The following is a 20,259-nucleotide window of genomic DNA, read 5'->3' as shown; positions in this document are numbered from 1 at the left end:
ATTTGTTCTTTTTAATGTTTCAATAACACCTGATTATGTATTAGGTATCGATATATTAAATATTTCCCTTGCTTTTTTAAAATCTACCTTGAGTTCTCCTCTCCAACCTGCTAATGGCATAACGATATCCGAACGCGCTGGCTGTTTATCAAATGTATCTTTATGTGGCAAGATTTCTAAAATGGCTAGAGTTTGTAAAATCCCATACCTTTTATACTTATCTGTTTTAGGTAGTAATTTTTCTTTTCCTATTCTTTTTTCGAGCTGACCTGGCGTTTCATTATCGTTCGCCTTTTCTATAAAAAGTAATAATAGCACAAGCATATCTTTATCTTTCTCTGTAATTTCCGGAATTGGGTATTGCATAATATCTTCTAATTCTGCAACAAAGTGTTTAGGATACTCATTCCAAGCATGACCTAGATAATAGGTAAATAAGTTATGTGTTCTATCATCTATTGTTTTTTCTGGTAGACCACAAATTTCACAATTAGAATATCCTTTTTGAGGTGTATAGTCATGAGTGCTAATATCTTGTAAATACAAATAACTAATTAGGGTTTGCCTAAACCTTGGAAATTCGCCAGTTAAACCCTTAATAAAGAGTGCTTTTGCAAATTCTAAGCTTAGCTTATCATTCTTTTTTAATTTCAAAAAATCAGAAACTAAACTGTTGTGCGTATGCGTTTTAAATTGATTAGGCTTTAGATTATTTTCTTCTAAAATTTGCCATTGATCTTTACTAAGAAAATCTGTTTTATACCCCACTTCACCCAAATGAGTCGTATCATAATCTGTATTAGTGTAGTGGTAAACTTTTTTTAGAATTTTTAAGGCTTTATTCTTGTTTTTTAGCATCGTTTAAGCATTTATTCACTTTTGTAAAAATAATAACAACATTATTTTTTATACCAAAGGTTTGGTCTTTCTTCTTTGCCCTATAATTTAATTAAAAAGCAACGTTAGATAAATAAGTGCGAGAAGCAATTTTTATTCTCGTATACTCTAAACGGTGTTCTCTAGTGATTCCTATTTTAAAAATAGATTTTTATACGCAGTCATAATGTATCAATTCATATTTCTGTAAAAATCAATATTAACCCTTTATCTCAAGTCTAAAGAACACCAATTGATATTCGTTAGTTATGAGTTAATATTTGAAAAAAAGGGGCTAACACCTCATACTAAAACATTCAATACATACTTATACCTTTAAAAACAAAGCTCTTAAGCCTTCTATATACGCCATAAACGATTACAAAACGGATACATCGTCTATAGATTTAGAAGCATTAAAGTAGGCTACGCCTATAAAATTCAAATTAGTATGATCAAATATAGACTGATAACTAACGAATATAGATTGAGGCTATTATTCTCTTAGCTATTCATGTAATCTTGTACCGAACAAATAAATATTAGTCAACAATTATTGAAATACAACAATTAATCATCAACCATTTAGAGTTCAAAACAAAAACACATTTTTAATTTAATCGCTAATAGTTTTAGCGAAAAACAAACTAACAATTATGAAAAATATTTTAAAAACCTTTTTAGCCGTTTCAGTATTAACATTATCATCTTGTGGTATGGATTCTTTAGTTCCAAAAAACTTGAATGACGCTGATGACATTGCAGTAATTAAAGCTACCGTTGAAGAAAAACTTGGTGCTGACAAGATGGTTAACAAATTAACCCTTAGAGCAGATGATTATCTATCTAGCCAATTTGAAAGAGCTCAAATAACCTATATGAGAAATGGTAAAGAATATTCTCAAGATTATTTTTTAAAAGTCGTTAACGATCCTAAAAAATCAATGTTTCAAAGAAATTTACATGATGGTGCTATAAAAATATCTGAATTCAATTTTGAGCAGATTCCTCCAAGTTTTAATAAAGCCGTTGAAATAATAAATGCAGAAACGGATGAATACCACGAGTTTGTACTGTACGAATGGGAGTTTGTTGTAGACAAAAACAATGAGGTGACATCAACTTTTACACTAAATGGAACTAAGAAATCTGAAGGAAGCCATATGGAAGGTAAATCTATAGTAACAAACTATTATGAATTTAAATTTACGTCTGACAAGGATGGTAATCTACAACTTAAAATGTAAGGTTAAACACTGTATACTATAAATTAATCAAAACTAGAATTATATGAAAACTACATTATTAGCCAGTTGCGCATTTCTATTTATTTTTCTTCAATCCTGTGGATCAGGAGGAAGCGATACTTACCTACTAAACAACGCAGAAGGTCTAAAAGGACTGCAAACTAATTTAATAGAAGAATTTGGTGGAGACAGAGCCGTATATGGCTTAGACTTAACAACAAAAGACCACTTAACAAGTGAATTTGAAATGGCAACCATAACGTACGTCGAAAATGGAAAAGCTTATTCTCAATCTTATATAACAGGTCCATATGGTGTGAAGATAGAACCTACAGAAGTTAAAGATATTGTAAAAAATGAATCATTCTTTAAAGACAAAAAAGGGAAGATAAAGATTAAGGATTTGGATTTGACAGTAATTTTAGAAAACTACAACAAAGCCATTAAAATGATTGAATCTACAACCGACCAGTTTTCTAATTTTCATATGAAAGATTTCAATATCGATGTTACAAATGACAATAAGGTAAAGGTTAAATTTGTTATAGAAGGGGAAAAACCAGATGGTAAAACTACGTATTATGGAGAACGTGTAAGAAATACGAATACTTTTCAATTTGAATTTAAAGCAGATGAAAATAATGTTCTAAAATCTACCGAAGGATTAGAGGGTTAAGAAACAAATAATTACAAACTAAAAAACATAAGTATGGGATTTAAAGACATGTTTTCAAAACTATTAAAAAGCGTAACACCTGAATATGATTTAGAAGAACTCTCTTACGAGAAATTGAAAGAAATGGAAGGTCAAGGCTTTGACGTTAAAGAACTCCTTGAAAAATACGAGAAAGGTGAGAATAAAAATCAACTTTTGGCTCGTATAAGATTTGAAGATGTTAACATAGACCTGAGCAAAATACCCAATGCTACTGATGTTAGTTTGTTAAAACCTTATATAGATTCTAAACTCGATCCAGATTCCGATTTTATAAAGAAAAGCATGTCTGCTCCATTAATGGGAAAAGATAGCTGGAAACAGAAAGTAAAAGAAGGCGAAGTGATAATAGCTACAGTTATACAATGTGCGCCTCAATTATGGGAAACACACGAAGATGTTGGGTATGGTATGCTAGTTTGTGCGTTGGTTGAAAAAAACGAATACAAAAACAATCCTCTATTTTTAAAATCTATAAGTGAACTACTTAATAACTTTAGAGATGAAGATAATTTGCCTGCAGGTTTATCACAAAGAATGACTAAACTTCATAGTGATTTGGATAATCCGAATTCTACATTCGATATTAATTTAGATCAAAGTTTGTTAGATGCTTACAATTTTCAATTCGAAAACAAACGCGTAATGTCTACAGATATTAGAGTTTCTACAATTGGTTTCTCTGATAGCCAAAATGATAAATTGCCAAGAAAAGCAATTGGTTCTGATGGCCTGTTGCCATTCATAGCTTTTGATAATAGAAACGAATTTCATGTTAACAACTATAAGGTAGTAAACGGAGAACTTTACAGCATCTAAGTATTACTCAATAATAAAAGTTTAAGTCTCATAAAATTTATTTTATGAGACTTTTTTATAGCAATAAAACAGGTATTCAATAAGCGTTTTACAAACACTAATAATCAGAATACTTACGTATCTTAAATATTTGAGATGGGCTATTTGTATTTGTAATTTCAGGTGTAAAATCCCAAACCTCTTCTCCTAATTCGTTAACTTCAATAAAACGCCCTTCAACTCCTGAACAAATTAAAGTATTTCCAGAATCCAGACGTTGTGTTCCTGATATATGATCGGAATAAAAATGGTTTGAATAATTCCAAACAACCTCATCTGCTAATGTAATTTCTAAAACTGCAGATACGTTAGTTTCTGCATTATTATTAAAAACAAGGAGGTTGCCATTATCTAAAAACGTAGCATCATGCTGCCCAGACAAAGCACCAGAAGCTGTAATACTTTGCGTAATAGCTTTACTCGCTTCATTAATGATGTATAATGTATTTTTACCTCTTGAACTTATAAGTATATTTCCGTCTTTATAATCAACCGAATTAAAATGGAGATAGTCTACGTTGTCATTATTTGCTGGTAAAATACCACCATCGTCCATAGCACTCCATTCCCAAATAATGGAATTATCAGACTTATCAATTATAATAACAACCTCATTCCAATACTCAGAATTGTTATAGGTTCTCAATTCCCAAGTTAATGCAATAATCGTGTTAGCATCTATTTCCTTAAAATCATGATGAAATGTTGCCGCATCACTAGCTTTTTCTATAGACCAAATGACATCACTATTATCGTCTAATTCTTCTATAACACCTGCAACCAGACCTCCTGTAGAAAAGGACCCACTAGTTACAAGTGGTAATTTCCCCAATCGTAATAAATTATTATTTTCGGATAAATAACTCCCTCCTGAAGAACTATAAGCGGATGACCATGTCTTAACATCTACGCCCAAAGAATCAATGAGATGAGTTGTTTTATTTCCTATATACGAATAGAGCACATACCCCTCTGTAATATGCGATGTTAATTCCGTATCTGTTTCACCACTTCCTGCCGCATCAGATTCGCAAGCACAAACGGAACACAATACAATAAGAAATAACGATATATAAAAGCTTCTGATTTTCATCTTTATTTATTTTTAATAATTAGTTGGCGTCTCGTACACATCGTATAAAATTATACACTTTACGAATATCGCCTTGTGGTCCAAAAGAATCAGGAAAATCATCTGTGCTACCTGCTTTTGGATCGTTACGTTGTGCACCTGCGCCGTGTACATCTAATAATTGGCCGTTCATTTCACCTTCAGCTTCTCCAAAACAGAAATAAACAGCATCTGTATAAGGTGTTGGTCCATCTTGTAAAGGAGAACTTGCCCAATAGTAACCATATTGACCAGAATTACCTTCATAATCTAAAATTGGAGTACACGTAAATAAAGGGTCTATGGCAGGAGAATTGGTAGTTTGTGGAGACCTTGTGTAATCTACAATACTTTGTAATTCTTTAGCATTAGGCATTCTCCAATCACTTTGACCAGCAAGCGTAAGTGATTCTGCATAAGCCAAACCATGTTCCCAATCGTAAGTTTCACCATTATCTGCTTGTTGCCACATTAAGCCAGTAGCATGATCTGTAATTGTACCATCTCCATTATCTGTAAAATTATTTTCACCATACGCTTCATTTCCTCTTACCATTCTAAAATACATAGTATTTGCTGCTCCAGTCGCTGGACTGTATTTAGGATACCCTTTTAATCTACCGTCCACAAAATTATACCCAAATACAGCTTCATTTCCTGTCATTATTTGTCCTACATATTCTGTAATAGACCATGTTTGCCCATCAATTTCTCTTTCTCCAATAGACTCATCACCAATAGGTTGGTCAAAATAATTAACGTCAATAAACATATCTACAGCATCATCACCAAAACAACGTCCTGTAAAGTTCGCTAACGAATACAATTCTTTAATTGTTGGTATTCTCCAATCTGTATAATCACCTAAATTAAAATCCTCTACCAATGCTATGGCATCTGCATAAGACATTTTATCACCCATATCTTGTTGCCACATTAAGCCGGTAACATTATCGGTAACTGTACCATCTCCATGATCCGTATAAGAAGGTTGATGACCAAAATATGTTGCATCTTGACCATAAAAAGCATCACCAATACTAGGTGATGAAATTATAGCATCATTACTATAAGAGTCAGAAACACCTGTATCTACAATAGCATAAGTAAGTCCTGTAATTACAGTCGCTCCTCCTCCATCTTCATCACTATCAGACGTATTAACATCGTCATCTGAACAAGAGATAATAGAAAAAAGAACAAATAGACTTAATGCAATTTTTAAATATTTAAAATTCATATATTTTGTTTTAAGGTATTAAAATTCAAAGGTCACTAATCAAAGTGTTGTAAAAAAAAGGTATCAATAGAATTTAGTATGCAATCAATGAAAAGCGGATTAAGTTTATAACTTTTAATATATAAGTCGCTTTTAAAACTTCAATAAGCTAGAAAATTATATTTTAATTGTACGTACGCTCCGCACATAATTGTAGACATACCTAACATCGCCTTGCGGACCGAAATATTTTGGGTATTGATTTTCATTACCACTTTTGGGATCACTTCTTTGGCATCCTGCGCCATGCACATCCATAAGCTGATTTCTCATTTTTCCTTGTCCTTCTCCAAAAGCAATATATACTGCTCCAGAAGTTGGGTTTACACCATCTAAATGCGTGGTACTCGTCCAAAAGAATGGATATTGTCCTAAATTCCCTTCTGGATCTTTAATTTCTGAAGTTATAAAAACAGGATCTATTGCTGGAGAGTTTGTTGTTTGAGGCGATCTAGAATAATCTACTATACTCTGCAATTCTTTGGCATTTGGTAAACGCCAATCTGTATAACCAGCAAGTTCTAAGTTTTCTGAATATGCTAAAGAGGCTTCCCAATCACGTCCTTTACCATCATCGGCTTTTTGCCACATTAATCCTGTTGCATAATCACTTACGGTGCCATCGTCATTATCTATAAAATTATTTTTTCCATAGTTAGTATTTCCTCTAACCATTCTAAAATACATGGTGTTTTTACTATGTGTACGTTTCTTAACTGTAGGATATCCTTTTATACGACCATCAATAAAATTAACACCAAAAACAGTCTCATCACCTCTCATTGTTACACCAACATATTTTGTAGAAGACCATGTTTGTGCATCAATTTCTCGTTCTCCGATATTGGTATTTCCTAGTGACTGATTAAAATAATTGGTATCTATAAACAATTTATTAGATGTAGCGCCTTTAACCTGACCTGTAAACTGAATTAGAGAATACAACTCTTTAATAGTTGGTACTCTCCAATCTGAATATCCGCCCAAATTAGATTGTTCTGCTTTGGAAAAAGAAGCGTCATAGGTTATTTTTTTACCCATATCTTTTTCCCACATTAATCCCGTTACATTATCGGTAATGGTGCCATCACCATGATCTGTATATGAAGGTTGACTCCCTGTATATGTGGCATCTTGACCATAAAAGGCATCGCCAATATGCGGTTCTGAAATGACAGTGTTAGCACTGTAAAATTCAGTAACACCAGTATCTACAATTGGATATGTTATTTGTGCGGCTGCAGAATAAAACACAGCGATACACATAACTAGTGTGGTAATTTCTTTATTAATCTTCTTTTTCATAATTCTAATCTTAAAATGTAACTTAGCTTAAAGGTCTCTATTTAGAGATTAGAAAAAAAATAAAATCAATAGAAGGGCATTTTCTATCAATGAAATTTCAGCTGAAGAAATTAGTACTCAAAAAAGTCTTAAAAGCTTCCTGATACGTATCACTAACTACAATAAATTCTTTTTGACTATAAATAATTCTATTCCGTTCAACGGTAACAATATGATTTAGATTCACAATAAAGGAACGATGAATACGCATAAAGTTTTCTTTAGGTAATATGTCTTCAATGTTTTTAAGGCGAAGTAAGGTTTTTACAGGCGCTCCATGCACTAAGTTTATAGAAACATATTCTTTTTGAGCTTCAAGATATTTAATGTCTTTAAAATGAATTCTAATATGTTGCTGACCAGATTTTATAAATAAAAAATCATCTTTCTTTTTGACTTCTGAAGCGAGTTGTCGCTCTTTATTTATGGTTTCTGATGCTTTGTTTGATGCCAATAAAAAGTCTACATATTCAATAGGTTTCAGCAAATAATCTATGGCGTTTACTTTATAGCCTTCTATGGCATATTCACTATAAGCCGTGGTAAAAATAATTCGAGGCGGATTTACTAAAGTTTTAGCCAATTCTAATCCGTTTAAATCGGACATATGAATATCCAAAAACAACAAATCAACAGGATTTTCTTTTAAAAAACTACCAACCTCTAGTGCATTGGTAAATTTCCCTCTAAGTTCAAGAAAAGGCGTTTGTTCTATATAAGACACAATTTGTCTAAGTGCCAAAGGTTCGTCATCTACAGCTATACAAGTGATCATATGGGGATTTTAATAGTTGAAAGATATACATTTTCATGCACTGTGTATGTAAACACGTAATCGTCTTGGTATAAGAGCCTTAAACGCTTCTCCGTGTTTTCAATACCGATTCCTGATTTTTCAACTGATTTTAATTTTTTATGCACACTGTTTTCAATCGTAAATTCAAGCTCATTTTCATGAATACATAAGTTAATATATACAAACGATTTCTGCTCATAACTAATTCCATATTTAAATGCATTCTCTAGTATATTGGTAAATAATAATGTTGGAATGGAAATATTTGGCGGATTTTCAGGAAGATGCAATTCAATACTAACATCTTCATGAAAGCGCAACTTCATAAGCTCTACATAACTCTCAATAAATTTAATTTCTTTGGATAATGGTATAGGTTTGTCGCTAGATTCATATAATAAATGACGCATTAAAACAGATAATTTCCCTATGGAACGTTTGGCTTCTTTAGTATCAAAATCAACCAAGGCATGAATATTATTGAGGGTATTCATTAAAAAATGAGGACTAACCTGGTTGCGTAAAAAGGCCAATTCATTTTTAATACTTTCTTTTTCAACTTCTGCTTTTTGTTGTTGCGTTTCCGCCCATTTTACAGAGATTTTCATTCCAGTATCAAAACCAACTAATAAGATAGATAACAAGATTAAATTTACATACGGCGGATAAGTTCCTGCACCAGCTTGTGGTTCAAAACCCCTTTGTGGTTTACCCGATTTATTTGAATTAGGAAACTGAAGTCCAACTCGTTTTTGAGGCGGATTTATATTTTGAGATGGCACTTCTTTTCGTAAGGAAATTGAGCCAATGACCGTTAACCCTATGACTATAATTACAGAAAGTATATATAAAAATTTCTTATTCTTAAATAATAAAAAAGGTGTTAAAATGAATCTATTTATGCAGAATATAACCAGTAATGGCAAGTAGTCAATCCAAACACTAAAGATTGCATTCCAACGAATAGTAGCACTATTAATCCATTGGTAAAAGAGCGGTAAAACAAACAGAAGTATCCAAAATAAACTGATAAAAGTGGACTCAAAGAAACTGGACCATTGTTTATTTAAGATTTTTTTATTCATAAGACTAAGATACATTTTAATTGAAGCTAATTAGCCAAAAACAAAAATGTATATTCCGTCTGTAGTATTCAAATAATATCAATAGAAAGTTAATTTGAATCAATGAAAAATTAAAACACTTAAAAACTACGGTTTAAAATTTACGTCCCAAATACAGAAACAAATTCCCCCTTCTTTATAGGACATCAACCACAACAAGATACAAAATAGATACAAAAAAAATATTTAAAGCTTTCAGTTGTCGTAAATTGCTTTCAGATTACTATTTTAGTATAGCATTTACAGGATAATAGCTATTTTCCAATTATTATTACTAGTTAACTACAAGCTGATTCCAAATCAACATTTTTCTAAAATTTAAACATCAAACTAACAACTTTGGATTGATTACTCGGATGAATAATGCAAACTCAAAAGCATTACGGAGTAAACTCAACTTGACTAAATAACCAAGATAATTTAGATTTAAAAAATTAAAGAAAGTAAACCAACTTACAACTCACTCTACTCTGCTTGAATTAAAAGAAACTAAGATAATTTAAGATTAAAAAAGACTAATATAGAAACCAAATATCAACTCGCTCTACTCTATTTGATAATTAAAACAACTAAGATAATTTGAGATTAAAAAGATTGATAAAGGAAACCTAGATTGAAAAGCAAACGTTTATCATTACGGCTGAACTACACGCAGGAAAACCAATCTGTACTAATCTGGATTCACTAAACGGAGTAATACGCTTAAACTCTTGCGAGAATTTGAGTTCCAAAATGAATTTAAAGTAAAATATAAAAATTTGAACGCTGCCTAAATAGAAAAAAGCCAGTAGTTAACAACGTGTATAATTAATTGCTTTTTTTAGATTACGTGCGAAAATTCCGCTGGAATTTTCTCGGGTTCGGTCAATTTTTGCTAAATTAGTTGTCAAACCACGCAACTAACCATACACAAGACCGTTGTATGCCATTTATGAAAAACCTAATTCTGACCATATTATTGTTAATTGGAATTAATTTGACTTATTGTCAAACAGACTATTCTATGCATTCTATAGAGTTTTTCGAAAATAAAACTGAAAAAGATTTTAAAGTTATAGAGATTTCAATTATTGTCGATGGAACTAAAATAAATGGAGAAAAAATTGGGACTAATTACAGATTTCCAAAAATTGACTCTACTAAAACTTTCGATTTTCATATTAAAACCAATAAAATGGATTTTGATTCAGGTTCGCATAAAGCTTGGATTTTGAATAACGGCTCGAACATAATGATTGGAAAAATAACACGAATTGACAAACTTCTCTCTGTTGCGGAATATAACGGAATGGAAAAAGAGGATGAGGATTATGAAGTATTTTCAAAACGTTTTTTCTTGCCAAACGATTATACGATTGACATAAATGAATATGAAAAAATTAAGCGTCTGGACTATATGATTTTGAATCCAATTCAACAAGGAGATGGAATTTATGTTTTGACACAAAAAGTAATTGAACTGAAAAAATAAAAACGGCATACAACACCGTATATAATTTATTGCTAGTTCTAGCCTACTTACGAAAATCCTCGCGGATTTTCTATTCGGTTTTTATTTGCTAAATTAGGTGCTTAAACCACGCAACAAACCATATACAAACACGTTGCCAGCAAGCTAAGACGAACGACATTGCAAATGAAAAATCTTTATGCTTTAAATGAAAAGAAATGCTTAATCCATATTGGAAGTGCTAAAAAAGAATTGAAAGAAAAATATACTTGTTGTAATTGTGGTAGCGAATTAATCGCAAGAAAAGGAAAAATAAAAGCACATCATTTTTCTCATAAGTCAGAAGGGAATTGTAGCTATGAAAGCTATTTACATAAAGTTTCTAAAATAAAATTTCACGAAATTTATACTCAATGTTTAAAAAATAAAAAGCCCTTTTATGTTGAGTATAAAACCAAACTTACCTGTGTTTCTTGTAAGACTATTGATAATATAAATATAGAATGCAAACTCAAAGATAAAATTGGGCGATTTGATTTAACCAAATACTTTGACAAAATTTCAATTGAAAAAGGAGTTAATGGTTTTATTGCTGATGTACTTTTAAAATCAAGTCTAAAAGGTGACGAAATCTTAATCGAATTTGCAGTTACTCATAAATGTGAGGAAAAGAAGTTACAAAGTGGATTGAGAATAATAGAAATTCAATTGAAAAACGAGAATGATTTGAAGTTTATTGATTTTAAATATATAAGCCTTTCAAATAAGAATATTGAATTGTTTAACTTCAATGTAAACCATAAAATTGACCAACTTATAAAGCCAAGAAAATGCAATCAGAAATTCGAGTTTTTCTCAATTCTTAAAGATAACACAGCAATGAAAGTAAAAAAAACAATGTCTAACATAATCTTAGATATTGAAGAGGATAAATACAAACATTTTGAAGTTTTAAAAAAACAAGAGGATGAATACACTGGTCTAGATTTCATTGACCTTGTGAAAGACTATGCAGATAAAGATAAGAGTTTTAAAAACTGTTATGCTTGTAGATTTGCAGTAAAAAGAAACAGGCCTGATACTTATTCTGATTTAGTATGTAAAAGAATGAGACAGGGAATACGAAATTCAAATACTGGAAGTAATTGCGATAAATATTGGAAATTCCAAAGTCCTTATTTACAAAATTGAAAACAATAACGAAATAAGCCAGCTGGCAACAACGTGTATAATTAATTGCTTTATTGAGCTTACTTGCGAATATTCCTGCGGAATATTCACGGGTTCGTAAATGTTTATTAACTTAGTTGCTTAACCACGCAACTAACCATACACAACAACGCTGTGCGCAAGCTAAAAAAACACTCTGCACTAAATGACAGAACCGATAAAGAAGAATTTTATGTCTGGAAAACATTGGATTATTGTTTTAATAATCTTGATTTCTGGTTACGGAATTTATAGTGGAATAAAAGATAAAAATCAAAGATGGACTGCCGAAAGCTCAAAAATTTTAACAGATAAATGTGTTTCTGACTCAAAAGAAATGGCGGAAAATTACCCTGAATTGACTCACGAATACTGTAAATGCTCGACCGAAAAAATTCAAGCGGAATTTACTCAATCGAAATATATTGAGATTACCAAAATGTCAATTGAGAATCAAAGAAAAAAATTATGGCCAGTATTTCAAAACTGTTTAACCGAATATCAAGTAAAAATAAAAGCAAAAAATCAAGAATAGGTTTATGATAAAATCTAATATAATTAAAGAAATTGCGCAAGAATTGGATTGCGGGTTTGACTGCTACTATAATATCAAAACTGATGAAATTGTTGCAATTCCGAGTTTTGCACAATTTTCAGATGAGGAAGATTTTAAAGAGGCTTTTAGTGACAGTTTAGAAAATGTAGAAAAACATAAAACGGATTTTATAAAGTTTGAGTCATTAGAAAGCTTTGAGTCATTTAAAATCATGGAGCTTTTTGTCGAGCAGTTATCTGACCAAAATATAAAGTCGGAATTGGAAAATATTTTAGCAAATAAAAAGCCATTTCAGAATTTTAAACATAAAATCGACCATTCTGAATTTAGACAAAGTTGGTTTGAATTTAAGAAAAGTGAGTTGGAAAAAATAGTAGAAAACCAATTAGACAGTGGAAAAGCCAGCGCACAACAAAATATATAATTTATTGCTAGTTATAGCCTACTTACAAAAATCCTCGCGGACTTTCTTGGTCGGTAAATATTTACTAAATTAGTGGCGCAACCACGCAACACCCGAGCGCAGCGAACAGACGAAGTAAACCATACACAAAACCGTTGTAGCCAATTTAACTAAACCTGTCTGAATTTACTTCCTTTTAAATTAAACTATTTAGAAAAAAAAGTGTCTAAAAAACAAAATATTTAAAATGATAAAATACTTAGTCTTAATGATGGTTTGCTTGGGCGCACAACTTTTCGCTCAAGAAAACAACCATTTAACTGCAACAATAATTGGCTCTGGCTCACCTAAATTTAACACAGAACGTGTGGGACCTTCCGTATTAATTACTTATAAAAACACGCAGATTTTGGTAGATATGGGAAATGGTACACAAGCCAATTTAAACAAAAACAACACCAAAATTAAAGACATTGACGGTTTCCTTTTTACACATCATCATTTAGACCATAACGAAGAATTTGCTCCTATTTTTATTCAATCGCTACTAGGCGGAAATAAAATAACTATTGCGGGTCCAAAACATACTACTTCAATCATTGCTAATATTCTTGATATTTATGAAGAAGACATTGAGTATAGATTATCAAAATCTGGAAGAAGTTTAAAAAGTGTAAAGTCCAACTATGTTGCTAAAAACTTGATAGGAAGTAATTCTTTCTATATTGGAGACATAAAAATATCATACACGCCAGTAAACCATACAATTGCCACAAATGCCTATCGTTTTGATGCTGGAAATCAATCTATCGTGATTTCTGGAGACTTAACATATTCTGAGTCATTACCTATTTTGGCTAACAATGCCGATTATTTAATAATGGATTCTGGTGGAGCTATTGAATTAGGAAAAAAAAGAAATGCTACAAGAAGTAACAACAATAGAAGCGGTGCTAAAACTAAAGAAAAAGCACACGTTAATTTAACGGAAAGTTCACAAATGGCAAAAGAAGCCAATGTTAAAAATTTAGTGTTAACGCATTTCAACTTTACAAATGTTGATGAAGATGCTACATCTGCAGAAATTCGCAAAAATTATATTGGCAAAATTTTATACGCTAAAGATTTGATGGTATTACCGCTAGAAAATGAGGTTCATAGTCATAATGGCATATCTCATTCGCACAATAATGAACACTTGCCAGAAATAAAGAACTCTTCCAAGGAAAAACTATCACTTCAAAACGAAGTTTCTATTACAGAAGATAAAAAGAATGGTGTTCGTATAATAAAATCCAATGCCATTCCAAATCATACTGTCGGTCAATTTCCCACAAAAGGAAATCCAAACACAATTACAGAACAAAACAAAGAATATTCTATTGATTTAACACCAACATTAGCGAACAAAATCACCTATGTTTATGATTTAGGAATTGATAAAGGAAGACCAAGTTATGTATTTGGTGTTGCTATTAATGGAGTGAAATTTGAGCCTTCTGCCAACGAATATTTTAGAAACATAGAAACAAATGAACCTAATTATGAATGGACACTTGAACCTTTAAGTGAAGAAGTGAACTTAGGTGAAGACTATAACAACGCTCACGTTCAACCAAATGGCGAGTATCACTATCACGGTACACCATCAGGGTTGGTTGCTAATTTTGATAAAAACAAAATGACTTTAGTGGGTTGGGCTGCAGACGGATTCCCTATGTACTATAAAATGGGATATAAAGATCCAATGGATGCAAATAGTGGCGTTATTCAGTTAAAATCTAGTTATACTTTAAAACAAGGAGAAAGACCAGGAAATGGAGTTTCTGCACCAAACGGAATTTATTCTGGAAAATATGTGCGTGATTACGAATACCAAAATAACTATGGTGATTTAGATGAATGTAACGGAAGATCTGGAGTAACACCTGAATTTCCAAATGGGACGTATTATTATGTGGTTTCTGATGAGTTTCCTTCTGCAAGCAGATGTTTTATGGGAACACCAAGTAACGATTTTAAAATTGGTGGAGGAAGAAACCAAACACAGCAAATGCAAAACCAACCACGACAAAGGGAAGAAAAAACAAATGAAAACACGCCTCCAAGTTTCACAAATATGCTCAAAAGAATGGACGCAAACAATGATGGGAAAATATCAAAATCTGAAGCTAAAGGAAATATAAAAGAAAATTTTCAGAATAGAGACAAAAACAAAGATGGTTATATCACACAAAATGAAATGACAAGAAGAAACTGATAAAAACTGGTTACAACAATGTATAAAAATAATTGCGGTTTAGTGCTTAATCAAAGGGCGTTGCGTGTTTGTAACGGCTGAATTTCCTTCGGAAATTCCTCGCATACAAACCCAAAACTAACCATACACAAGACCGTTGTGCAACATTAGAGAAAAATATCAACAAAATTATACGCTAAGCCATTTTTATAAATTACGTTTGTTTTCTATAAATCTTCAATAATGAAAAAGCACATTTTATTTCTAATATTTTTATTACTACCTATATTATTACTACAAGCCCAATGGGAACAAACTGGAGCAGATATTGACGGAGAAGCTTTAGAAGATCTTTCTGGCGGTTCAGTTTGCTTAAATTCTGATGGTTCTATTTTAGCAATTGGAGCAATCAGAAATGAAGGCAACGGATCATTTGCAGGTCATACCCGTATTTACCAAAATCAAAATGGAAATTGGATACAAATTGGAGACGACATTGATAGTGAAGAAGCCAATGATGGTTTTGGAGCCTCAGTGAGTTTAAATTCTGATGGTTCTATTTTAGCAATTGGTGGAAAAGGAAATGATGCTAATGGTATGGCCTCAGGTCATGTTCGAATATTTGAAAATATAAATGATACATGGTTTCAAGTAGGTAATGATATTGATGGTGAAGCTGCATTTGATAGTTCTGGTATTTCAATAAGCTTGAATTCTGATGGATCGATAGTCGCAATTGGTGCTTCAGGAAATGATGGTAATGGTCCAAACTCAGGTCATGTTCGTGTTTACGAAAACCAAAATGATACATGGGTACAAATAGGAGACGATATTGATGGTGAGGCTGCAGGTGATCTCTTTGGTCGTGCTGTAAGTCTAAATTCTGATGGGTCAATATTAGCAATTGGAGCTCCTAATAATGATGGTAACGGAGAAGATTCTGGACATGCAAGAATATATCAAAATCAAGAAAATACTTGGGTGCAAATAGGTGATGATATCGATGGTGAAGCATCAGGTGATTTCTTTCACTCAGTAAGCTTAAGTTCTGATGGCTCAATAGTAGCAATAGGAGGACAAGGAAATGATGGTAGTGCTTCAGCTTCAGGTCACGTCCGAATATTTGAAAACATAAGCGGTACATGGTCTCAAATAGGTAATGATATAAATGGTGAAGCTGCATTTGACAATTCTGGAATTTCAACGAGCTTGAATTCTGATGGATCGGTAGTCGCAATTGGAGCTATTGGAAATGATGGGAATGGCGAATTTTCTGGTCATGTTCGTGTTTACCAAAATTTAAATGGTCTTTGGACGAAAGTAGGAATGGATATTGACGGCGAAGCAGAAAATGACATGTCTGGTAACTCAGTAAGTTTAAGTTCTAATGGCTCTATAGTTGCTATTGGAGCGAGGTTGAATGATGGAAATGGAGAAGACTCAGGTCATGTTAGAGTTTTTAATAATAGTACACTCTCAGTTGAAGATTTTAAAAGCACAAATATTTCAATATATCCAAACCCAACAGAAGGTATTGTTTTTATAAATGAAGATCGTATTCATAAAATAGAATTGATAGATATGATTGGCAGAAGTATTTATGTAATAGAACGCAGTAATAAAATAGATTTATCAGGAAAAGAAAAAGGTATTTATATACTGAGAGTACATACCGAGAAAGGCATAGGTGTTGTTAAAGTAATTTTGAGATAGTAGTAATAGCTATTTTCCAATTATTATTACTAGTTACCACACATTTGATAAAATGACCGCAATAATCATATTTTTTACAATTATAATTGGACTGAATTGCATTCCTTACTTAATCAAAACGGAATTTCCGAAATTTGAAAAAATAATTAAAAGAACTTTAATCGTTAGTTCAATTATTCTTCTCATAATCGGAATCTTTTTATTTAATGGTTATCGACTGAAAGGAATTTATACCAATTCATTTTTTGAATTGACTTTTATAGTATTTACTTTATTATTTTTTAGTTTCGTGAAAAACAACAGAACAAAACTATTAACACTATTTCTTTTAATTCCATTAATTTCGTTAACGTTTTTACTTTTCATATTCGAACAAGTAATCGCTGAATATAAAATTAACGAAACTTATAAAATAGAAGTGTCTGAAAGTGGATTTTTAAACTGCGGGGAAAGAATTTCAATTACTAAATCGGAATTTGGAATATTTAGAAAAAGAATTTTAACAAGAACAGATTTATGTTTAATAGGAATAGATAAAATAGAAACGGTGGAATTTAACGAAAATAGTGCTGAATTTTTAATTTATCACAACGGAATTTATGATAGTGAAAATCCATATAAATTCGAAATGAAAAATAAAAACGTGTGGTAACACCATATATAATTTATTGCTGGCTTCTCGCCTACTTACAAAAATCCTCGCGGACTTTCTTGGTCGGTAAATATTTACTAAATTAGTGGCGCAACCACGCATCACCCGAGCGCAGCGAACAGACGAAGTAAACCATACACAAACACGCTGTAAATGGCTTTCAGATTACCATTTTAGTATAGCATTTACAAGATAATAGCTGTTTTCCAATTATTATTACTAGTTAGCTACAATATGAGAAAAGCGATAATCATAATTTCAATCTTAATCTCACAGTATACATTTGCAGACTGTTATTGCTTGTATGTTAATGCAATAAATGGATTGAATTTAAGAGAATCGCCATCATTCGACAGTAAAGTTTTAAAAAAACTTCCTTTCGGAACGAGAATAGTTGGAACTAAATGGAAACAACATTCTAACTGGAAATCAAAACCAGTAATTTCAATTATTGATAATGGTAAAGAAGTAAAGGGTTATTGGGTTCGTGTTGGTAAACAATTAAAAGAAAATGGAGAGTATATAAATGGTTATGTCTTTGATGCATATTTATCTGAACACTTAAATGAAATCCCCAAGTCATCCTTATATTTATACAAACGCTTGATGATAATTGATTCTTCAAAAAAAATCTTTAACATAGAATATATTCCAGAATATGATAATTCCGCTTGGAGTAATTCTGTTTGCCAAAAACATTTTTCTTGTTGCGCACCTATAAACGACTGTGAAGCTAGATATGAAAAAGAACCATATATACCTTACAGTTTTATAAACAACAAACAAGATTCAATAGACACAAAAAGCTCTAAGCTAGACACTTTAAAACATTACATAAAAATAGAAAAAATTAATGTTAACAATTATAAAAGATTAAAATCCAAGTTTGAAATTGATACTGTTTTTCAACCAAAAATTATTAAAGAAAGTTATTTAATAAAACATTTTTATCTTAAAATAAAAAAAGGACAAGATTCTATTTGCATTAGAGATACTGAAGGAGAAGGTTATACAAGCCATAATTATATTGGAGAAATAAAAGCATTAAATAAGTATTTAATTAAAGAATGCTACGAAAGTTGTTCAGTATATACAATAGACAAAGAAAATGGAGAAAAAGAATATTTTTCGGGAATTCCATATATTTCCCCAAATGGAACTTATCAAATCTCTTGTTCTTATAATGATTTTCAGATGCTAGACAACAGCTTAACAACTACGCTAAGTATTGTAAGAAAAGATAGAAAACTATATTCTATTTCAATTGATTTCAAAAGTTGGATTCCTGCAAAAGGAATTGATAATATTTTTTGGGTTTCGGAAAATGAATTTATTGTTAAAGTTTCACCTGTAGACAACTATGTAACATCTTATTTAGATAATCACAAAGAACCTTTAAAAAATTATGAATATCTGAAAATAAAAATACTGTAGCTAACAACGCATATAGCTCATAGCTAATTAGTTGCTTAAACGAAGTTAAGGAGTATTTGGAAAGTCTCCAATTTTTTAAATTTGACGATTTCCAATAAAAAAGATAAATAGTAAAATTTAAAAATCTGGCTTGTGCTCAATCCGAAAATAATTTTCTAATTTACACGCAACTAACTTATACACAAAACCGTTACCTGCAAGCTGAAAAAAACATTACGGCTGAATGAAAAATTGAGCGGATTATAGAATTTAGAATAAAAACAACGAATTGAATAGATGACAGAAATTACCTTTGAATACTGGAATAAACTTGCTGAACAAACAATTACAATTAGTTCATTACTTGGTGGATTTTCGATTGCTGTAATTGCAAATTTATTAGTTTCAGATATGAATACTAAATTATCGAAAACAATTATGGTTGTTTCAACTTTAGCTGCAAGTTTCTTTTTGATTACTGTTTTTGCAATGACTAATGTATTAATGAAAACAACTGTTGGATATCCATTTAAAGTAGTCGATAATGATTTATTCCTTCCACGAGTTTTAGGTTCTATTTCATTTTTTTTAGGAATCACATCTTTAATTGCAATGATTTCTTTAGCAGGTTGGACTAAATCAAAAAAAATGGGAAGATTTACCACAATACTTGGAATTATGACATTAATATTGATATTGTTTATGACAACCTAATAACTGAATTTGAATAAATAACTATTGCCAACACCATATATAATTTATTGCTAGTTATAGCCTACTTACAAAAATCCTCGCAGACTTTCTTGGTCGGTAAATATTTACTAAATTAGTTGCTCAAACACGCAACACCCGAGCGCAGCGAACAAACGAAGTAAACCATATACATAAACGTTGTAAATGGCTTTCAGATTACCATTTTAGTATAGCATTTACAGGATAATAGCTATTTTCCAATTATTATTACTAGTTGTGCTTAATGCAAAAAAAATGAGAACAATCGAAATAAACGGAAATAATTTCTCAAATCTAACTGAATTTTATGATGAATTGGAAAGAAAAATGACAAACGGTTTGAATTGGAAAATTGGACGGAATTTAGACGCATTTGAAGATGTTTTAAGTGGTGGTTTTGGAGTTCAAGAAGTTGAAGAGAATTACGAATTGAAATGGTTGAATAGTAAAAAAAGCAAAACGGAATTAAAAGAATACGGAATTTTAATTGAAATAATTACTTAAAATAAAAATGTTGAACTTAAATTAAACTAAATGATTTT

Annotated in this window: 19 protein-coding genes; 13 read left to right on the top strand and 6 right to left on the bottom strand. The window is 31.3% G+C overall.

Annotated features, from left to right (window positions below; translation table 11 throughout):
- Positions 1–33: 33 nt before the first annotated feature.
- The gene (locus tag H0I32_RS14685) at positions 34–858 is read right to left on the bottom strand and encodes a hypothetical protein (protein ID WP_179314299.1); all 825 of its coding nucleotides are present in this window, start codon (positions 856–858) and stop codon (positions 34–36) included.
- A gap of 674 nt (positions 859–1,532) precedes the next feature.
- Between H0I32_RS14685 and H0I32_RS14680 the strand changes: the two genes are divergently transcribed.
- Genes H0I32_RS14680 through H0I32_RS14670 form a run of 3 tightly spaced genes read left to right on the top strand, consistent with a single transcriptional unit; the run spans position 1,533 to position 3,657 of the window.
- Positions 1,533–2,123, top strand: a complete 591-nt coding sequence (locus tag H0I32_RS14680) for a hypothetical protein (RefSeq protein ID WP_173588596.1) — start codon at positions 1,533–1,535, stop codon at positions 2,121–2,123.
- A 43-nt stretch (positions 2,124–2,166) separates the two neighbouring features.
- Complete coding sequence (locus H0I32_RS14675) at positions 2,167–2,799, top strand: hypothetical protein (RefSeq protein ID WP_173588595.1); 633 nt, start codon at positions 2,167–2,169, stop codon at positions 2,797–2,799.
- Positions 2,800–2,832: 33 nt separating this feature from the next.
- Entirely contained in the window at positions 2,833–3,657 is an 825-nt protein-coding gene (locus H0I32_RS14670; RefSeq protein ID WP_179314300.1) for a hypothetical protein, read from the top strand.
- 97 nt (positions 3,658–3,754) lie between these two features.
- Here the strand turns inward: H0I32_RS14670 and H0I32_RS14665 are convergent, their stop codons facing one another.
- The 5 genes from H0I32_RS14665 to H0I32_RS14645 all read right to left on the bottom strand — a co-directional run bounded on the left by H0I32_RS14665 (position 3,755) and on the right by H0I32_RS14645 (position 9,311).
- The gene (locus H0I32_RS14665; RefSeq protein ID WP_179314301.1) at positions 3,755–4,789 is read right to left on the bottom strand and encodes an arylsulfotransferase family protein; all 1,035 of its coding nucleotides are present in this window, start codon (positions 4,787–4,789) and stop codon (positions 3,755–3,757) included.
- A 19-nt stretch (positions 4,790–4,808) separates the two neighbouring features.
- A complete protein-coding gene (locus H0I32_RS14660) occupies positions 4,809–6,047 on the bottom strand; it encodes a DUF1566 domain-containing protein (RefSeq protein ID WP_179314302.1) in 1,239 nt (412 codons plus the stop codon).
- A gap of 156 nt (positions 6,048–6,203) precedes the next feature.
- A complete protein-coding gene (locus H0I32_RS14655; protein WP_179314303.1) occupies positions 6,204–7,391 on the bottom strand; it encodes a DUF1566 domain-containing protein in 1,188 nt (395 codons plus the stop codon).
- Between the two features lie 97 nt (positions 7,392–7,488).
- Positions 7,489–8,205, bottom strand: a complete 717-nt coding sequence (locus H0I32_RS14650; RefSeq protein WP_179314304.1) for a LytR/AlgR family response regulator transcription factor — start codon at positions 8,203–8,205, stop codon at positions 7,489–7,491.
- A complete protein-coding gene (locus tag H0I32_RS14645) occupies positions 8,202–9,311 on the bottom strand; it encodes a sensor histidine kinase (RefSeq protein WP_218747081.1) in 1,110 nt (369 codons plus the stop codon). Before H0I32_RS14645 ends, H0I32_RS14650 begins: the two co-directional genes overlap by 4 nt.
- Before the next feature lie 1,042 nt (positions 9,312–10,353).
- On the opposite strand from H0I32_RS14645, the gene H0I32_RS14640 reads away from it, so the two are divergent.
- The 10 genes from H0I32_RS14640 to H0I32_RS14595 all read left to right on the top strand — a co-directional run bounded on the left by H0I32_RS14640 (position 10,354) and on the right by H0I32_RS14595 (position 20,221).
- Positions 10,354–10,821 (top strand): hypothetical protein, encoded by a 468-nt coding sequence (locus H0I32_RS14640; protein WP_179314306.1) that lies wholly within the window; start codon positions 10,354–10,356, stop codon positions 10,819–10,821.
- A 165-nt stretch (positions 10,822–10,986) separates the two neighbouring features.
- A complete protein-coding gene (locus tag H0I32_RS14635; RefSeq protein WP_179314307.1) occupies positions 10,987–11,991 on the top strand; it encodes a competence protein CoiA family protein in 1,005 nt (334 codons plus the stop codon).
- Between the two features lie 211 nt (positions 11,992–12,202).
- Positions 12,203–12,544 carry a hypothetical protein gene (locus tag H0I32_RS14630; protein ID WP_179314308.1) on the top strand — a complete coding sequence of 114 codons (342 nt, stop codon included), beginning with the start codon at positions 12,203–12,205 and terminating at the stop codon, positions 12,542–12,544.
- A 4-nt stretch (positions 12,545–12,548) separates the two neighbouring features.
- Positions 12,549–12,989 carry a UPF0158 family protein gene (locus tag H0I32_RS14625; protein ID WP_173588586.1) on the top strand — a complete coding sequence of 147 codons (441 nt, stop codon included), beginning with the start codon at positions 12,549–12,551 and terminating at the stop codon, positions 12,987–12,989.
- 226 nt (positions 12,990–13,215) lie between these two features.
- Positions 13,216–15,228 carry a YHYH protein gene (locus tag H0I32_RS14620; RefSeq protein WP_179314309.1) on the top strand — a complete coding sequence of 671 codons (2,013 nt, stop codon included), beginning with the start codon at positions 13,216–13,218 and terminating at the stop codon, positions 15,226–15,228.
- Between the two features lie 222 nt (positions 15,229–15,450).
- Positions 15,451–16,920 carry a T9SS type A sorting domain-containing protein gene (locus H0I32_RS14615; RefSeq protein WP_179314310.1) on the top strand — a complete coding sequence of 490 codons (1,470 nt, stop codon included), beginning with the start codon at positions 15,451–15,453 and terminating at the stop codon, positions 16,918–16,920.
- Positions 16,921–17,209: 289 nt separating this feature from the next.
- Positions 17,210–17,572 (top strand): hypothetical protein, encoded by a 363-nt coding sequence (locus H0I32_RS14610; RefSeq protein WP_179314311.1) that lies wholly within the window; start codon positions 17,210–17,212, stop codon positions 17,570–17,572.
- Between the two features lie 234 nt (positions 17,573–17,806).
- A complete protein-coding gene (locus H0I32_RS14605) occupies positions 17,807–19,006 on the top strand; it encodes an SH3 domain-containing protein (protein WP_179314312.1) in 1,200 nt (399 codons plus the stop codon).
- 276 nt (positions 19,007–19,282) lie between these two features.
- A complete protein-coding gene (locus H0I32_RS14600; protein WP_173588578.1) occupies positions 19,283–19,699 on the top strand; it encodes a hypothetical protein in 417 nt (138 codons plus the stop codon).
- 273 nt (positions 19,700–19,972) lie between these two features.
- A complete protein-coding gene (locus tag H0I32_RS14595) occupies positions 19,973–20,221 on the top strand; it encodes a barstar family protein (RefSeq protein WP_179314313.1) in 249 nt (82 codons plus the stop codon).
- Positions 20,222–20,259: the final 38 nt, after the last annotated feature.

Origin of the sequence: Winogradskyella sp. HaHa_3_26 (assembly GCF_019278425.1) — a bacterium.
GTDB lineage: Bacteria > Bacteroidota > Bacteroidia > Flavobacteriales > Flavobacteriaceae > Winogradskyella > Winogradskyella undariae.
The sequence above is the reverse complement of the archived record's forward strand: the minus strand, read 5'-3'. Positions and strand labels throughout refer to the sequence as shown.

What these genes read in the sequence shown, in the direction of transcription:
- H0I32_RS14685 (WP_179314299.1), bottom strand. Translation starts at nt 858, where the DNA reads ATGCTAAAAAACAAGAATAAAGCCTTAAAAATTCTAAAAAAAGTTTAC.
- H0I32_RS14680 (WP_173588596.1), top strand. Translation starts at nt 1,533, where the DNA reads ATGAAAAATATTTTAAAAACCTTTTTAGCCGTTTCAGTATTAACATTA.
- H0I32_RS14675 (WP_173588595.1), top strand. Translation starts at nt 2,167, where the DNA reads ATGAAAACTACATTATTAGCCAGTTGCGCATTTCTATTTATTTTTCTT.
- H0I32_RS14670 (WP_179314300.1), top strand. Translation starts at nt 2,833, where the DNA reads ATGGGATTTAAAGACATGTTTTCAAAACTATTAAAAAGCGTAACACCT.
- H0I32_RS14665 (WP_179314301.1), bottom strand. Translation starts at nt 4,789, where the DNA reads ATGAAAATCAGAAGCTTTTATATATCGTTATTTCTTATTGTATTGTGT.
- H0I32_RS14660 (WP_179314302.1), bottom strand. Translation starts at nt 6,047, where the DNA reads ATGAATTTTAAATATTTAAAAATTGCATTAAGTCTATTTGTTCTTTTT.
- H0I32_RS14655 (WP_179314303.1), bottom strand. Translation starts at nt 7,391, where the DNA reads ATGAAAAAGAAGATTAATAAAGAAATTACCACACTAGTTATGTGTATC.
- H0I32_RS14650 (WP_179314304.1), bottom strand. Translation starts at nt 8,205, where the DNA reads ATGATCACTTGTATAGCTGTAGATGACGAACCTTTGGCACTTAGACAA.
- H0I32_RS14645 (WP_218747081.1), bottom strand. Translation starts at nt 9,311, where the DNA reads ATGAATAAAAAAATCTTAAATAAACAATGGTCCAGTTTCTTTGAGTCC.
- H0I32_RS14640 (WP_179314306.1), top strand. Translation starts at nt 10,354, where the DNA reads ATGCATTCTATAGAGTTTTTCGAAAATAAAACTGAAAAAGATTTTAAA.
- H0I32_RS14635 (WP_179314307.1), top strand. Translation starts at nt 10,987, where the DNA reads ATGAAAAATCTTTATGCTTTAAATGAAAAGAAATGCTTAATCCATATT.
- H0I32_RS14630 (WP_179314308.1), top strand. Translation starts at nt 12,203, where the DNA reads ATGTCTGGAAAACATTGGATTATTGTTTTAATAATCTTGATTTCTGGT.
- H0I32_RS14625 (WP_173588586.1), top strand. Translation starts at nt 12,549, where the DNA reads ATGATAAAATCTAATATAATTAAAGAAATTGCGCAAGAATTGGATTGC.
- H0I32_RS14620 (WP_179314309.1), top strand. Translation starts at nt 13,216, where the DNA reads ATGATAAAATACTTAGTCTTAATGATGGTTTGCTTGGGCGCACAACTT.
- H0I32_RS14615 (WP_179314310.1), top strand. Translation starts at nt 15,451, where the DNA reads ATGAAAAAGCACATTTTATTTCTAATATTTTTATTACTACCTATATTA.
- H0I32_RS14605 (WP_179314312.1), top strand. Translation starts at nt 17,807, where the DNA reads ATGAGAAAAGCGATAATCATAATTTCAATCTTAATCTCACAGTATACA.
- H0I32_RS14600 (WP_173588578.1), top strand. Translation starts at nt 19,283, where the DNA reads ATGACAGAAATTACCTTTGAATACTGGAATAAACTTGCTGAACAAACA.
- H0I32_RS14595 (WP_179314313.1), top strand. Translation starts at nt 19,973, where the DNA reads ATGAGAACAATCGAAATAAACGGAAATAATTTCTCAAATCTAACTGAA.